The following is a 14,933-nucleotide window of genomic DNA, read 5'->3' as shown; positions in this document are numbered from 1 at the left end:
GCGGCTACATCCTCTGGCTCACCGGGCTCTCCGGCGCCGGAAAGAGCACCCTCTCGCACGCCCTGCGCGACACGCTGGCGGCGGAGCGGCCGGTCGAGATCCTGGACGGGGACGAGGTCCGCACCTACCTGTCGGCCGGGCTCGGCTTCAGCAAGGAGGACCGCGACACCAACGTGCGGCGCATCGGCTTCGTCGCGCGCCTGCTCGCCCGGACCGGCGCCGCGGCGGTCACGGCGGCCATCTCGCCGTACGCCGCCACGCGCGAGGAGGTGCGGTCGCTCGCCGAGCGCGACGGCGTGCCGTTCGTCGAGGTCTTCGTCTCGGCGCCGGTGGCGACGCTCGCGGAGCGCGACGTGAAGGGGCTCTACCGGAAGGCGCTCGCGGGCGAGCTCACCCGGTTCACGGGCGTGTCCGATCCCTACGAGCCGCCGGCCCGCCCCGACGTGGTGGTCCGCACCGACGTCGAGACCGTCGAGGAGTCGGCCCGCCGGATCCTCGATCACCTGCGGGGGCGCGGCCTCCTTCGCGGCGCGGCAGCCGGCACCGCCGAGGTCGCCGCCTCGTGAGCGCCCGCGCACGCGCCCGCCGCGGGGTGCTCCCCGGGTTCGGGCTCTCGACCGGCTTCACCGTGCTGTACCTGTGCCTCGTCGTGCTCGTCCCGCTGTCGACCGTGGCGCTGCGGTCGAGCACGCTCGGGCTCTCCGACGCGTGGGCCGTCGTCGCCTCGCCGCGCGCCCTCGCCTCCTATCGGCTGAGCTTCGGCGCCTCGCTCGTCGCGGCGTCGCTGAACGTCGTCTTCGGCGTGCTCGTCGCCTGGGTCCTCGCGCGCTACCGGTTCCCTGGCCGCACCTTCGTCGACGCGCTCGTGGACCTCCCCTTCGCGCTCCCCACCGCCGTGAGCGGCCTCGCGCTCACCGCGGTGTACGGCCCCACCGGCTTCGTCGGGCGCCACCTCGAGCGCGTCGGCATCCGGGCGGCGTTCTCGCCCCTGGGCGTCACCATCGCCCTCACGTTCATCGGCCTGCCGTTCGTCATCCGGACGGTGCAGCCGGTCCTCGAGGACCTGGATCCGGAGCTGGAAGAGGCGGCGGCGGTGCTGGGCGCGACGCGCTGGCAGACCTTCCGGCGCATCCTCCTCCCCGCCGTCGTCCCCGCCGCGCTCACCGGGTTCGCGCTCGCCTTCGCGCGCGCGCTCGGCGAGTACGGCTCGGTGGTGTTCATCTCCGGGAACATGCCGCTCCGGACGGAGATCGCGCCGCTCCTCATCATGACGCGGCTCGAGCAGTTCGACTACGCGGGCGCCGCCGCGATCGCGACGGTGCTCCTCGGCGCGTCCTTCGTCCTGCTGGTGTCGATCAACCGGCTTCAGGCCTGGACGCGGACGCGCACGGGGACGGCATGACCTCGCCCGCCCTCGCGCGCTCCGAGCTCGTCCCGCCGGCGGCCGCCTCGCTTCCCCTGCCCGACGCGGCCGGCGTCGGGCCGCCCCGCCTCGCCCGCCCGGCGAAGCGGCCGCGCCGGGCGACGGAGGATCCGCCCTGGGTGCGCCGGACGCTCGTCGGCCTCGCGCTGCTGTTCATCGCGGGGTTCGTGCTCGTCCCGGCCGCGACGGTCCTCGCCGAGGCGCTGCGCGGGGGGGTGACGCTCTACTGGAGGGCCCTCGTCGATCCCGACGCCCTCGCGGCCGTGAAGCTGACCCTGCTCGTCGCGGCGGTCGCGGTCCCGCTCAACGCGGTCTTCGGGCTCGCCGCGGCCTGGTCGGTGACCCGCTTCCGCTACGCCGGCAAGAGCTTCCTCGTGTCGCTCATCGACCTGCCGTTCGGCGTCTCGCCGGTCATCTCCGGGATGATGACCGTGCTCCTCTTCGGCGCGCACGGATGGCTGGGGCCGTGGCTCATCGCCCACGACGTGAAGATCGTGTTCGCGGTGCCCGGCATCGTCCTCGCGACCGTCTTCGTGACCTTCCCCTTCGTCGCGCGGGAGCTCATCCCGTTCATGGAGGCGCAGGGGGTCGAGGAGGAGGAGGCCGCCCTCGTGCTCGGCGCCAGCGGATGGCAGATCCTCACCCGCGTCACGCTGCCCAACGTGAAGTGGAGCCTCCTGTACGGAGTCATCCTCTGCAACGCCCGCGCGATGGGCGAGTTCGGCGCCGTCTCCGTGGTCTCCGGCCACATCCGAGGCGTCACGAACACCCTCCCGCTCCAGGTCGAGATCCTGTACGGCGAGTACGCCTTCCAGGCGGCCTTCGCGGTGGCGTCGCTGCTCTTCGTCCTCGCCCTCGTCACGCTCGTCGCGAAGCGCGCGCTCGAGTGGAACCCTCGAGCCGGGCGGCGCGCCGTCCCGCGGAGCACCCCATGAGCATCGCCGTCAGCGGCGTGCACAAGGCGTTCGACGGGAACCCCGTCCTGCGCGACGTCTCCCTGGAGATCCCGGAGGGCGAGCTCGTCGCGCTCCTCGGGCCCTCCGGCTGCGGGAAGACGACCCTGCTCCGCATCATCGCCGGCCTGGAGGCCGCCGACGCCGGCGAGGTGCGGCACGGCGGCGAGGAGGTCTCCGCGCGCAGCGCCCGGGAGCGGAACGTCGGCGTGGTGTTCCAGCACTACGCCCTCTTCCGGCACATGACGGTGGAGGAGAACGTCGCGTTCGCGCTCCGCGTGCGGAGGAGGCCCCGCGCCGAGATCTCGGCGCGCGTCACGGAGCTGCTCCGGCTCGTGCAGCTCGACGGCCTCAAGGGCCGCTACCCGCGGCAGCTGTCCGGCGGGCAGCGCCAGCGCGTGGCGCTGGCGCGCGCCCTCGCCACCGAGCCGCGGATCCTCCTCCTCGACGAGCCGTTCGGCGCGCTCGACGCCCGCGTCCGCCAGGAGCTCCGCCGCTGGCTGCGCCGGCTCCACGACGAGCTGCACGTCACGAGCGTCTTCGTGACGCACGACCAGGAGGAGGCGTTCGAGGTCTCCGACCGCGTCGTGCTCATGAACAGCGGGCGCGTCGAGCAGATCGGCACGCCGGCGCAGGTGTTCGAGGAGCCGGCGAGCCCGTTCGTGATGCGCTTCCTCGGCGCCGTGAACGCGTTCCACGGCTGGGTCGAGGGCGACCGCGCGTACGTGAACGACCTCGAGTTCGCCGCGCCCGCCGCCGCCACGAGCCGCGCCCAGGCGCACGTCTTCGTGCGCCCCCACGAGATCGAGATCCACCGCGCGCCCGTCCCCGGCTCCTTCGCGGCGAACGTCGAGCGCGTGCTGCCGCTCGGCGCGGCCGTGCGCGTCGAGCTCTCCGCGCCCGGGTTCGGCGGCGCCGTCGAGGCGGAGCTGGATCTCCGCAAGAGCGAGGCGCTCGCGCTCGCCCCCGGCGACGCCGTCCACCTCGCGCCGCGGCGCGTGCGGGTCTTCCCCGCGGGCGGCGGCGAGCTCGACAGCCTCACCGCGAGCGGGCTGTGACGGCGAGGCGCAGCTCCGCGGCGCTCGCGGCCTTCGGCGGCCTGGCGCTCCTCGCGGCGCTCGGCGCGTGCCGCGGCGCCACGTCGGAGAAGCCCGCGCGCGCCGAGCTGCTCAACGTCTCCTACGACTCGACCCGCGAGCTCTACGGGGAGGCGAGCGCGGCGTTCGCGCGTCGATGGAGGTCGCGCACGGGCCAGGAGGTCACCGTGAGGCAGTCGCACGGCGGCTCCGGCAAGCAGGCCCGCTCGGTGATCGACGGGCTGGAGGCGGACGTGGTGACGCTCGCGCTCGGCTACGACGTCGACGCGCTCGGCAGGGCCGGGCTCGTCGCGCCGGACTGGGCCGGGCGGCGCCCCGGCGGCGCCGCGCCCTTCACCTCCACGATCGTCTTCCTCGTCCGCGAGGGGAACCCGAAGGGCATCCGCGCCTGGGACGACCTCGTGAAGCCGGGCGTCCAGGTGATCACGCCGAACCCGAAGACGTCGGGCGGCGCGCGCTGGAGCTACCTCGCCGCGTGGGCCCACGCCCTCGAGAAGGGCGGCGGCGACGAGGCCCAGGCGCTGGCGTTCGTCCGCGCCCTCTACGCGAACGTGCCGGTGCTCGACTCGGGAGCGCGTGGCTCCACGACGACGTTCGTCGCGCGCGGGATCGGCGACGTGCTCCTCGCCTGGGAGAGCGAGGCCCTGCTGGCGATGGAGAAGCTCGGTCACGGCGGCCTCGAGCTCGTCGTGCCCGAGGAGAGCATCCTCGCCGAGCCGCCGGTGGCGGTGGTGGATGCCGTCGTGGAACGGCATGGCACGCGCGAGCTCGCGGAGGCGTACGTGCAGTTCCTGCACTCGGAGGAGGGCCAGGAGATCGCCGCGCGACACCACTATCGACCGCGCCTGGCCTCGGTGGCGGCCCGGTACGAGGACCGCTTCCCCAAGCTACGGCTGTTCACCGTGGACGCCGTCTTCGGAGGCTGGGCGAGCGCGCAGGCGAGGCACTTCGCGGACGGCGGCCTGTTCGACCAGATCCACGCGCCGGGCCGCTGACGGACCTGCACCAGCCGCTCGGGCGCGCGGGCGAGGGGTGTCCGGGCGGCCTCGCGCCCTCCTCGTCCTTCGCGGCGAGACACCCGCGCGCGTTCCGCTCGCTCACCGAGCCCTTCCGGGCGCCCCCCGACGACCGCGGGCAGCGTCTTGATCGTCGTCAATTAGCGGAGCACCGTGGCTCACCGGCTGCGTCCGGTGGCCGGAACTGGAGGTCGTCGCCATGGCGCACATCTCGATCAAGCGGTTTTCCTCTCCCGACGAGACCCGTCCGTTCGCGGACAAGGGACACGCGGAGATCCTGAGGTTCGGCGAGGGGACCGTCGGCCGAGGCGTCTTCGAGCCGGGCTGGCGATGGTCGACGCACGTGAAGCCGATCGCCGGCACGCGGAGCTGCCAGGCCGCGCACTCCGGCTACGTGGTCTCGGGCCGGATGCACCTCGTGATGGACGACGGCGAGGAGGCGGAGATGGCCGCAGGCGACTACGTCACCATCCCGCCCGGCCACGACGCATGGACGGTCGGGGACGAGGCCTGCGTCATCATCGACGTCGCCGGCATGGAGCACTACGCCGAGGGCCGCACCGCCTCGCGCGCCCAGCAGGGCACGGAGGCGCAGCCGCCCGCGCACCACTAGGGCAGCGAACCGGCCACCGCCCGCGGGCCGAGCGCTCACCCGACCTGACGCAGCAGGCCACCCTCGACGCGGAGCGCGGCGCCGTTCGTCGCCGAGGAGAGCGGGCTCGCCAGGTACGCCACGAGGTGCGCCACCTCGCGGGCGTCGATGAGCCGCTGGAGGAGGGACGCCGGGCGGTGCCTCTCGAAGAACTCCCGCTCCACCTCGGCGTCGCTCGCGGCCGGGTTCGAGGACATGCGGTGGAGGAACTCGACGATGCCCGCCGACCGCGTCGGCCCGGGCAGCACCACGTTCGAGGTGATCCGGGTTCCCTTCGTCGTCTCCGCGATGCCGCGCGCGACCGCGACCTGCGCCGCCTTGGTCATCCCGTAGTGGATCATCTCCGCCGGGATGGCGAACGCCGACTCGCTCGAGATGAAGAGGATCCGGCCCCAGCCGCTCGCGCGCATACCGGGCAGGTAGGCGCGCGAGAGCCGCACGCCGCTCATCACGTTCACCTCGAAGAGCCGCGCCCAGTCCGCGTCCGGGATCTCCTCGAACGGCCTCGGCTCGTAGACGCCGAGGTTGTTCACGAGGATGTCCGCCCGCGGCACCGCTCGCACCAGCGCCGCCGCACCTTCCGCGGTCCCGACGTCGGCGGCCACTCCGCGGACCCGGTCGCGCACGCTGTCGGGGAGCGCGGCGAGGGCGCCCTCGAGCGTCTCCCGCGAGCGCCCGGTGACGACGACGTGAGCCCCCTCGGCCGCGAGCTCGGCCGCGATGGCGTGCCCGATCCCCGCCGTGCCGGCGGTGACCACGGCGGTCCTTCCCGCGAGCTGCAAGTCCATGCCATCCCTCCCGTCCCAGCACCGGGTCGCGGTCGAGCTCGATCGCGCGCCGCCGGTGCGCTCGCCCGTCCGTCAGCCGCGCGGTGGACCCAGACCCGGGTTCTAGGCCCGCTCCTCGTCCGGCACCACCCTGCGGAAGCTCCGCCACAGCACGAGGTCGTAGAGGATCTTCAGCCCGCCCGAGACGAAGAACGGGACGGACGCGAGCGCCGCGCTCGCGTAGAGCGGGCCGGCCGCGAGCGGGGCGAGGGCGGCGCCGATGGTGCGCGCGATGCCGGTCACGCCCGCCGCCGCGGAGCGCTCGTCGGGCGCGACCACCGCCATCGTGTACGACTGGCGCGTGGGGACGTCCATCTGCGAGATCGAGAACCGTAGCAGCAGCACGCCGATCGCGAGCGGCAAGGTCGGCATCAGCGGCACCATGACGAGGAGCACGTTCGACGGCAGGTGCGTCGCGACCATGGTGTTCACGAGCCCGATGCGGCGCGCGATCCAGGCGGCGGAGAGCGCCGAGACGCCGGCGAGCAGGTTCGCGCCGAAGAAGATCGCGCCGAGCTTCGCCGGGCCCACGCCGAAGCGGGCGTGGAACCACCAGGCGACGAAGCTCTGCACCACGAAGCCGCCGGCGAAGGCGTCCAGCGAGAAGAGCGCGGAGAGGCGGAGGACCGTCCCGCGCGAGCGGTGCAGCCCGAGCCGCGCGGGGGCGGCCGCGCCTCGGGTCGCCGGCCGCGCCTCGACCGCGGGCGTGAGGCGGGTGAACACCGCCGCGAGGGCGAGCCCCGCGACCCCGTACGCCGCCATCACGGCGCGGTAGCTCGCGAGCGGCGCGACGCCCCGCGCCTGCAGCCCGCCGGCCAGGGCTCCCCCGGCGAGCGCGCCGAGCGCGGTCGCCCCGGCCCCGGCGAGCTGGTACCAGGCGAAGGCGGAGGTCCGCCGCGCCGGGGGCAGCTCCTGCGCGAGCGCCGCCTGCTCGACCGCGAGGAACGGCCCGACCTCGTTGCCGGACGGGCTCACCACGCCGACCGTGGCCGCCAGGAGGAGGAGCGCGAACGACGTCGTGGCCGCGAAGATCCCGCCCGCGAGCGCCATGAGCACGGCGCCGAGGACCAGCATGCGCCGCCGGCCCCAGCGATCCGCGCGGGTGGTGATCCAGAACGAGAGCGCCGTGTCGCCGAGCAGCGTCAGCGTGAAGAGCGCCCCGATCGCCCGTTCGCCGAAGCCCGCCGCGGAGAGGTGGAGCGCGAGCACGACCGACACGAGCCCGTACGCGAAGAGCCGGAGGGAGCGCGAGAGGAAGAGGACCGGGACGTCGCGCCGAGCCGCCGGGGCGCGCGTCATCGCCGGGGATCCGGCGCCGTCCGCACCATGCGATCGAGGAGCTTCTCGAGCGCCTGGGCCGGGACCTCGCACACGCCGGAGTGCACCGGTCCGACCTGGATGACCGTGCTCCGCGGCGCGACGAGCCAGTGGAAGCGCTCGCGGAGTGACAGCCCGCCGATGGGCCCGCTCCCCTCCCCGCCCGCGGCGACGCGCGAGAGCGCGGCGAGGTGCTCCTCGACGAGCGGCAGATCCACCCCCGGGAAGAGCGCGCGGACGCGCTCCCGATCGAGCTCGACGCGCGCGGCGAGGAAGTCCTGCGCGAGGCAGAACAGGATCACGCCCGCGTTCACGAACTCCTCCCGCTCGACGCGCGGGACGACGCGGACGATCGCGTAGTCAAACGAGCAGCGCGCGGGCACGGTCCGCCTCCTCCGTGAAGAGCTCCGCCACGGCGAGCCGCCGCTCCAGGTGTCCCACGTACGCGGCGCGGTGCTCCGCCACCGTCGCGAAGCGGGGCTCGCCCTCGAGCCAGGCGTCCGGCACCTCCCCGACCGCGCGCGCGATGGCGCCGTTCGCGAGCCTGGGAGCGAGGCGCGCGGCCGCGGCGGGGAGCTCCGCGGCCCACGCCAGGAGCACGTGGTCCTTCACGGCCCGGAACGGCGTCAGCGCAGGATCGGGCGCCTCCGGCCAGGCATGGTGGAAGTAGAGGGACGCGCCGTGGTCGATGAGCCACAGCCGCCGGTGCCAGCAGAGGAGGTTCGAGTTCCGCGCCGTCCGGTCGACGTTCGTCACGAGCGCGTCGAAGAAGACGATCTCCGACGCCTCCGCCGCCGAGGGCGCCGGGCCGGCCACCGGATCGAAGCTGGCGCTCCCGGGCAGGTAGTCGAGGCCGACGTTCACGCCGACGCTCGCCTTGAGGAGGTCGCGGATCTCCTCGTCCGGCTCGTTCCGCCCGAGCTCCGCGCCGATCTCGAGCCGGACGAGCTCCGGGACGGGCAGCCCCGCCGCCCGGGCGAGCTCGCCCGCGATCACCTCCGCGACGAGCGCCTTCGGCCCCTGCCCTGCCCCGCGAAACTTCGCGACGTAGAGCCCGTCGTCGTCTCCCTCCACGATGGCGGGGAGCGACCCGCCCTCCCGGAGCGGCGTGACGTAGCGGGTGGCGGTGACCGTCCTCATCCCGGCAGGTTACCGCGGAGGCGGTCCGCTCGCCGGAGGATCTGGCGAGGGTGAGGGCGGGGGCGAGGCGCGGTCGAGGTCGGGGTCGAGGTCGGGGTCGAGGTCGGGGTCGGGGTCGGGGTCGAGGTCGGGGTCGGGGTCGGGGTCGAGGTCGAGGTCGAGGTCGGGGTCGGGGTCGAGGTCGGGGTCGGGGTCGGGGTCCTCTCGATTCATCACATCCCACGGCGACAGCACCCGCATGCCGGCAGGTCGTGTGCCGTCGCCCGTACGCAGACGGGGCTCGGGCATCGAGGGGAGAAGCGCTCGCGCCGGCGCGCCTGTGCCCATCATGCGGTGCGTCTTCACCGGCGTCGGCGGTGACTGGGCAGCGGGCAGAGCAGGTCCGAGAAATTGCGCGCACGCTCGGCCAACGGCGGCATTCACTCAAAGTCCTTGCTATCTCCAGCGACAGCTCTTGCGAGCCACGCGAGTCCCAGTTGCGGTGGGTGAACGTCGCCCTCTTGACGAGGTTCGAGGCGAAGCGCGCTTCGACGTCCGCGGTACGTCGAGAGCACGTACCTCGCGAGCGCAGGCAGGCCGCGCCGTGCGCGTCCGGCGCGCCGCGTGGACGGCGAAGGGGCGGGGCCGGAAAACGGCGCAGGCGCGATCCTGGCGCGTCTCAGGAGGTGCGGAAATCGCGTGTTACGAAGGGTGCACAGGAGGTGCACCATGCCCGCGATCGCCCCTTCCGCCCTCGACTCGACCCTCCTCGCCCAGCGCCTGCGCGAGCTCGCCGGCCAGGAGCGCGACGTCCAGGTCGAGTTCCTCCTCCACCTCGAGGTGTTCGATCGCCGCCGCGCGTACGTGGACGCCGGGTACCCCTCGCTCTGGGCGTATTGCCTGGAGGTGCTCCACCTGCGCGAGGGCGCTGCCGGGCGACGCATCCAGGCGATGCGGGTGCTGCGCCGGTTCCCCAGCCTCGAGGACGCCCTGCGAGATGGCCGCCTTTGCATCTCCACCGTCCAGCTGCTCGGCCAGGTGCTGACCGAGGAGAACCTGCCCGACCTCGTCGCCCGGGCCGCCTACCGCACCAAGGCCGAGGTGGATCACCTCGTCGCCTCGCTCCAGGCGCGCACCGCTCCGCGGGCGGGCCTGCGCAAGCTGCCCGACCGCGCTGCAGCCGCGAGCGCGCCGGCGCTGCCGCTGGCGGCAGTGGATGACGGACCTGCCGAGCCGCAGGAGGCGATCCCCGCGCCGGCGGCGGCTGGTGGGTCGCTGCCGCCCACGGTCTCCGCGCTGCCCGACGTTCCCCGCCCGAAGACGCGGGCGGAGACCCGCGCCGTGAGCGAGAGCGGCTGGTCGCTGCGGGTCACCATCGACGCGTCCTGCAAGGAGGACCTCGAGACGCTCACCGCGCTGCTCTCGCACAAGATCCCGGACGGCGATCTCGCGGCGGTGCTCCGCGAGGCCATCCGCTGCGCCGTCGAGACGCACGGCAAGCGCAAGGGCGCGATCGCGCCGGAGCGGCAGCGGAAGGCCGACCGGGAGACACGTCCCTCCGCCGAGTCCGCCGCGCCCACGAGCACGATCCCGGCGGCAGTGCGGCGCGAGGTCTGGAAGCGCGACGGTGGACGCTGCGCCTGGGTCGCTCCGGACGGGCGGCGCTGCGACAGCCGCTGGCAGCTGGAGCTCGACCACATCCAGCCGCTCGCCCTGGGGGGTCTCTCGACGCTCGAGAATCTCCGGGTCGCCTGCAGGTCGCACAACCTGTTGCACGCCGAACAGACCTACGGGCGCGAGCACATGGACCGCTTCCGGCGCGGAAACCTCGCCGAGCGGACGGGGCATGCCGGCACCGCGCCAGCTGCCATTCAGCAGGGCTTGTGGGCAACGTGACCGCGGTCGGCGGAACGGGAGCAAAGCCGACCGCAGCGTCTTCCGGCGACGCGGCGGACGCGCGGCGACGCCGCCTCTCCGGCCCCTCGTAGGCCGCTTTCCCTCGCTCGTACTGCTCCCTCGCGCGTGCCCACCGCGGGCGCGCGGTCGGCACCTCGTCCCGAGTCCAGGACGAGCCGATGTGATGAATGACAAGGTCGGGGTCGGGGTCGGGGTCGCGGTCGCGGTCGCGGTCGCGGTCGCGGTCGGGGTCGCGGTCGCGGTCGCGGTCGAGGTCGGGGTCGGGGTCGGGGTCGGGGTCGGGGTCGGGGTCGGGGTCGGGGTCGCGGTCGCGGTCGGGGTCGCGGTCGCGGTCGGGGTCGGGGTCGGGGTCGCGGTCGCGGTCGGGGTCGCGGTCGGGGTCGGGGTCGCGGTCGCGGTCGGGTCGTCGAGGTCCCTCGATCCGCTCCGTCGCTGACGCGACGGAGCGCAGCCTGTCCTGAGCGTAGCGGACGGAGGCCGCGGAGTCGAAGGGCTCGGGATGACCGGCGTCGAGCGATCCGATCGAGGCGACGTCGAGGTCGGGGTCGGGGTCCTTCGACTTCGCCTGGCCCTGGTGTAGCGGCTACCGCGCCGCGCCCAGGTGCCTGAGCCCCGGCCCCTCGCGGCCGGTGCGAGCGACGTACTCGGCGTATCCTCCGCCGTAGGGGATCGGCCCCTCGGGCGTGAGCTCGAGCACCCGGTTCGTGAGCGCGGAGAGGAAGCGCCGGTCGTGCGAGACCAGCAGCATCGTGCCCTCGTAGCCCGCGAGCGCACGCACCAGCATCTCCTTCGTCGTGACGTCGAGGTGGTTCGTGGGCTCGTCGAGGACCAGGAAGTTCGGCGGGTCGTAGAGCAGCTTCGCGAGCACCAGGCGCGCCTTCTCGCCGCCCGAGAGCACCTTGCAGCGCTTCTCGATCTCGTCGCCGGAGAAGCCGAAGCAGCCGGCGAGCGTGCGCAGCGAGCCGACCGACGCGCGCGGGAAGGCGTCCTGGAGCGTGTCCCAGACGGTCCGGCCGGCGTCGAGCAGCTCCATCGCGTGCTGGGCGAAGTAGCCCATCTTCACGCTCCCGCCGACCGCGACGCTCCCCGCGTCGGGCGCGGTCTCGCCCGCCACCATCTTGAGCAGGGTCGACTTGCCGGCGCCGTTCGCGCCGAGCACGCACCAGCGCTCGCCGCGCCGCACGAGGAAGTCGAGCCCGTCGTGCACCGCGCGCGCCCCGTAGCGCTTCACCACGCCGGTGAGCTTCGCCACGTCCTCGCCGGAGCGCTGCGCGGCGCGGAACTCGAAGTCCACGGTCTTGCGGACCCGGGGCGGCTCCACCTTCTCGATCTTGTCGAGCTTCTTGACGCGCGACTGCACCTGCGCGGCGTGCGAGGCGCGCGCCTTGAACCGCTCGATGAAGGCGAGCTCCTTCTTGAGCATCGCCTGCTGGCGGTCGAACTGCGCCTGCTGGTGCGCGTCGGCGATGGCGCGCTCGCGCTCGTAGAAGTCGTAGTCGCCCGAGTACGTGGTGAGCTCGCCGCCGTCGATCTCCACGATCTTGGACACGACCCGGTTCATGAACTCGCGGTCGTGCGAGGTCATGAGGATCGCGCCGTCGTAGGCCTGGAGGAACTCCTCGAGCCAGATGATCGACTCGAGATCGAGGTGGTTCGAGGGCTCGTCGAGCAGCATCGCGTCGGGGCGCATGAGGAGGATGCGCGCGAGCGCGACCCGCATCTTCCAGCCCCCGGAGAGCGCCCCGACGTCGCCGTCCATCATCTCCGTCGTGAAGCCCAGCCCGCCCAGGATCTCGCGAGCCCTCGCCTCGAGCGCGTAGCCCCCGAGCTCGTCGAAGCGCGCCTGCACGTTGCCGAAGCGCTCGACCAGGGCCTCCAGCTCGTCGCCGCGCGCCGGGTCGGCGAGGGCGTGCTCGAGCGCGTGCAGCTCCGCCGCGACCTGCGACACCGGCCCGGCGCCGTCCATGGTCTCCTCGACCGCGCTGCGGCCGGACATCTCCCCGACGTCCTGCGAGAAGTGGCCCACGGTGACGCCGCGGTCGATGGAGACGTTCCCCTCGTCCGGCTCCTCCTCGCGGGTGACGAGCCGGAACAGGGTGGACTTGCCGGCGCCGTTCGGGCCGACGAGGCCCACCTTCTCGCCGCGGTGGAGGACGGCCGACGCCTCGACGAAGAGGAGCTGGCGGCCGTGCTGCATGGAGATGCCGTCGAAGCGGATCACGGGACGGGCGTTTTCGCACGCCGCGACCTGCGCTTCAACCCGTGCCGCGCCGGACAGTCGCCCCGGCCCGGGGGCGAAGCCCGCACGGCGAGCAGGGTGGCGCTCCCCTCCCGCGCGGCGGCCACGCAGCCGCGCTAGAGGAGGAGGGTGCCGCCTGGGAAGGACTCCCACCCCGAGGAGACCCGCGCCGCGCTCGCCGAGGGGGCGCGCCTCTTCGACGCCGGCCGCTTCTTCGACGCGCACGAGGTGTGGGAGGACGCCTGGCGCGCGGAGACCGGCGCGGCGCGGCTCGCGCTCCAGGGGCTCATCCAGATCGCCGCCGGCTTTCACAAGGGGCTCGTGCAGGGCCGACCCTCCGGCATGGTGCGGCTCCTCGACACCGGGCTCCGGCGGCTCGAGGCGAGCGGCGGGATCGAAGGGCTACGACTGGCGGCCTTCCTGGCCGGGGTCGTCGCCTGGCGCGAAGGCGCGAGGCGATGGGCGGAGGGGGGCGAGCGGCCGCGGTTCCCGGCTCCCAGGCTCGGGTGACGGTCACCGGACCAGCCGGAGCGGCACCCACCCCCGCAGCGAGTTCACGAGCCACAGCCGCGCGGCGCGCTCGAGGTCGGCGACGCGCAGCACGGCCTCGCGAACCTCTCCCCGCTCGAGCAGCTCCGCGCGCAGGGTCCCGGCGAGCAGGCCCGAGTCGAGGGCCGGGGTGAGCCGCTCGCCGCCGAGCTCGACGACGAGGTTGCCGATGGTGAGCTCGGTCAGCTCGCCCTCGCGGTTCGAGAGCAGCACGTCGAAGACGTCGGGCCGCTCGGCGCGCCGGGCGTCGTACACCGCGCGGCGCGTGGTCTTGTGGAAGAGGAGCCGATCCGCGCGATCGACGGGGGCCCGCGCGAGCGCCACCGGCAGCGGCTCCGCCGACGCCGCCGGGAGCGCCGCCGACTCCGTCCGCGGCCGTCCGTCGGCCCCGACGAGGAGCCGGACGCGCGCCCCTTCGGCGGGCGCGCTCCGCGCCTCCGCGTCGAGGGCCGCTCGCACCGCCGCGAGGTCCACGGGGATCCCGAAGTAGCGCGCCGACGCCTCGAGCCGGGCCAGGTGCCGGTCGAGCCGCGCGTAGACGCCCCGCTCCAGGCGGAGGGTCTCGAGCAGCTCGAGGTCCTCCGCCGGCTCGGCGAGCACCTCGGCCTTCGCCATCGCCTCGTCCCACTCGCGCCCGGGATCCGAGCCCCAGGTGATGCCGCCGCCGACGCCGTAGGTCGCCAGGCCGCGCTCGAGGTCGAGGTCGAGCGTGCGGATCGCCACGTTGAACACCGCGTCGCCGCCCGGCGCCACGACGCCGAGGGCGCCGCAGTACGGGCCGCGCGGGCTCCGCTCCAGCGCCGCGATGATCCGCGTCGCCGCGATCTTCGGCGCCCCCGTGACCGAGCCGCACGGGAACAGGGCCGCGAAGAGCTCGGCGAGGCCGACCGCGGGAGCGAGGCGCGCCTCGACGGTCGAGGTGAGCTGCAGCACCGTCCGGTAGCGCTCGACCGTGAACAGCTCGGCCACCCGCACCGAGCCGGTTCGCGCGACGCGGCCGAGGTCGTTGCGGAGCAGGTCGACGATCATGACGTTCTCGGCGCGCTCCTTCGGCGAGGCCGCCAGCGTCTTCGCCGCACGCTCGTCCTCGGCGAGGGTCCGGCCGCGCCGGGCGGTCCCCTTCATCGGCCGGACGAGGATCGCGTCTCCGCGCCGGAGGAAGAACAGCTCGGGCGACGCGGACACCACCGCGCGCCCGTCCACGACGAGGCAGCCGGTGTACCCGCCGCCCTGCGCGCCGCGGAGCCGCTCGTGCAGCGCGAAGGGATCGCCGTCGAAGCTCCCGCGCATGCGGAAGGTCAGGTTCACCTGGTAGGCGTCCCCGCGTCCCAGCGCGGCGCGCACCGTCTCCACTCCGGCGACGTGCTCTGCGCGCGTGACCTCCGGCGCGAGCGCCCCGACGCGCGCTCCCGCGATCGCCCCCGCGGCCGGCGCCGATGGGTTCGCCGGCGCGTCGTGGATGCCGAACCACAAGAGCGGTCCCGAGCGGCCGCGGACGGCGAGCGCGGGCTCGAGCCCGGTCGCAGCCTCGTAGGCCACGTACCCAGCCGCCCATCGACCGCGGCGCGCCTCGCCTTCGACCTCCGCGAGGGCGGCCCGGACGCGGGCGGGGTCGTCGGTCGCCACGACGCGGGTGGGCTCCCCGAACTCGAGGCGGCCCAGCGGAGCGAGGTCGAGGACGGCGCGGCGCAAGGCGAGGCATCGTACCACCCGCACCTCGGGCGGCCGTCAGCGAGAGCGAGGCGCCGACGGCGAGGCGCCTCCCGCTCCGCTGCTCGGGCGCCGTCGCGCGCGGCGCCGATCTCCCGGGGAGGAGCGGACGTA

Annotated in this window: 16 protein-coding genes; 9 read left to right on the top strand and 7 right to left on the bottom strand. The window is 74.4% G+C overall.

What is annotated here, in order from left to right; genetic code table 11:
- The first annotated feature begins 8 nt into the window (after positions 1-8).
- The 6 genes from cysC (at position 9) to ANAE109_RS08330 (ending at position 5,102) form a co-directional block, all read left to right on the top strand.
- Positions 9-566, top strand: a complete 558-nt coding sequence (gene cysC / locus ANAE109_RS08355) for an adenylyl-sulfate kinase (RefSeq protein WP_041448999.1) — start codon at positions 9-11, stop codon at positions 564-566.
- Complete coding sequence (gene cysT / locus ANAE109_RS08350) at positions 563-1,402, top strand: sulfate ABC transporter permease subunit CysT (RefSeq protein ID WP_011985951.1); 840 nt, start codon at positions 563-565, stop codon at positions 1,400-1,402. Before cysC ends, cysT begins: the two co-directional genes overlap by 4 nt.
- Positions 1,399-2,358: a sulfate ABC transporter permease subunit CysW gene (cysW, locus tag ANAE109_RS08345; protein WP_011985950.1), complete on the top strand. Its 960-nt coding sequence runs from the start codon at positions 1,399-1,401 to the stop codon at positions 2,356-2,358. Before cysT ends, cysW begins: the two co-directional genes overlap by 4 nt.
- A complete protein-coding gene (locus ANAE109_RS08340; RefSeq protein WP_011985949.1) occupies positions 2,355-3,434 on the top strand; it encodes a sulfate/molybdate ABC transporter ATP-binding protein in 1,080 nt (359 codons plus the stop codon). The genes cysW and ANAE109_RS08340 overlap by 4 nt, the downstream gene beginning before the upstream one ends.
- Positions 3,431-4,468 carry a sulfate ABC transporter substrate-binding protein gene (locus ANAE109_RS08335; RefSeq protein ID WP_011985948.1) on the top strand — a complete coding sequence of 346 codons (1,038 nt, stop codon included), beginning with the start codon at positions 3,431-3,433 and terminating at the stop codon, positions 4,466-4,468. Before ANAE109_RS08340 ends, ANAE109_RS08335 begins: the two co-directional genes overlap by 4 nt.
- Before the next feature lie 220 nt (positions 4,469-4,688).
- Complete coding sequence (locus ANAE109_RS08330) at positions 4,689-5,102, top strand: cupin domain-containing protein (RefSeq protein ID WP_011985947.1); 414 nt, start codon at positions 4,689-4,691, stop codon at positions 5,100-5,102.
- Positions 5,103-5,137: 35 nt separating this feature from the next.
- Here ANAE109_RS08330 and ANAE109_RS08325 read toward each other — a convergent pair whose 3' ends face one another.
- The 5 genes from ANAE109_RS08325 to ANAE109_RS24810 form a co-directional block, all read right to left on the bottom strand.
- Positions 5,138-5,929, bottom strand: coding sequence for an SDR family NAD(P)-dependent oxidoreductase (locus ANAE109_RS08325; protein WP_011985946.1), 792 nt, complete (start codon positions 5,927-5,929; stop codon positions 5,138-5,140).
- 102 nt (positions 5,930-6,031) lie between these two features.
- Positions 6,032-7,267, bottom strand: a complete 1,236-nt coding sequence (locus ANAE109_RS08320; RefSeq protein ID WP_011985945.1) for an MFS transporter — start codon at positions 7,265-7,267, stop codon at positions 6,032-6,034.
- Positions 7,264-7,668 (bottom strand): DUF3037 domain-containing protein, encoded by a 405-nt coding sequence (locus ANAE109_RS08315; RefSeq protein WP_011985944.1) that lies wholly within the window; start codon positions 7,666-7,668, stop codon positions 7,264-7,266. Before ANAE109_RS08315 ends, ANAE109_RS08320 begins: the two co-directional genes overlap by 4 nt.
- Entirely contained in the window at positions 7,646-8,425 is a 780-nt protein-coding gene (locus tag ANAE109_RS08310) for a HipA family kinase (protein ID WP_011985943.1), read from the bottom strand. The genes ANAE109_RS08315 and ANAE109_RS08310 overlap by 23 nt, the downstream gene beginning before the upstream one ends.
- 9 nt (positions 8,426-8,434) lie before the next feature.
- Positions 8,435-8,638, bottom strand: coding sequence for a hypothetical protein (locus tag ANAE109_RS24810; RefSeq protein ID WP_041448206.1), 204 nt, complete (start codon positions 8,636-8,638; stop codon positions 8,435-8,437).
- Positions 8,639-9,133: 495 nt separating this feature from the next.
- Between ANAE109_RS24810 and ANAE109_RS08300 the strand changes: the two genes are divergently transcribed.
- Together ANAE109_RS08300 and ANAE109_RS25260 are read left to right on the top strand one after the other, a co-directional pair.
- On the top strand, positions 9,134-10,300 hold the full coding sequence (locus ANAE109_RS08300; protein WP_011985942.1) for an HNH endonuclease: 1,167 nt from the start codon (positions 9,134-9,136) through the stop codon (positions 10,298-10,300).
- 184 nt (positions 10,301-10,484) lie between these two features.
- Positions 10,485-10,757, top strand: coding sequence for a hypothetical protein (locus ANAE109_RS25260; RefSeq protein WP_041448205.1), 273 nt, complete (start codon positions 10,485-10,487; stop codon positions 10,755-10,757).
- A gap of 147 nt (positions 10,758-10,904) precedes the next feature.
- On the opposite strand, the gene ANAE109_RS08290 is transcribed toward ANAE109_RS25260, so the two are convergent.
- On the bottom strand, positions 10,905-12,542 hold the full coding sequence (locus ANAE109_RS08290; RefSeq protein ID WP_011985941.1) for an ABC-F family ATP-binding cassette domain-containing protein: 1,638 nt from the start codon (positions 12,540-12,542) through the stop codon (positions 10,905-10,907).
- Between the two features lie 147 nt (positions 12,543-12,689).
- Between ANAE109_RS08290 and ANAE109_RS08285 the strand changes: the two genes are divergently transcribed.
- Positions 12,690-13,070 (top strand): DUF309 domain-containing protein, encoded by a 381-nt coding sequence (locus ANAE109_RS08285; RefSeq protein WP_011985940.1) that lies wholly within the window; start codon positions 12,690-12,692, stop codon positions 13,068-13,070.
- Between the two features lie 3 nt (positions 13,071-13,073).
- Here ANAE109_RS08285 and pabB read toward each other — a convergent pair whose 3' ends face one another.
- Positions 13,074-14,801, bottom strand: coding sequence for an aminodeoxychorismate synthase component I (gene pabB / locus ANAE109_RS08280; protein ID WP_049768548.1), 1,728 nt, complete (start codon positions 14,799-14,801; stop codon positions 13,074-13,076).
- Positions 14,802-14,933 lie beyond the last annotated feature (132 nt).

Source organism: Anaeromyxobacter sp. Fw109-5 (genome assembly GCF_000017505.1).
In the GTDB taxonomy this organism is placed as follows: Bacteria; Myxococcota; Myxococcia; order Myxococcales; family Anaeromyxobacteraceae; genus Anaeromyxobacter.
The sequence above is the reverse complement of the archived record's forward strand: the minus strand, read 5'-3'. Positions and strand labels throughout refer to the sequence as shown.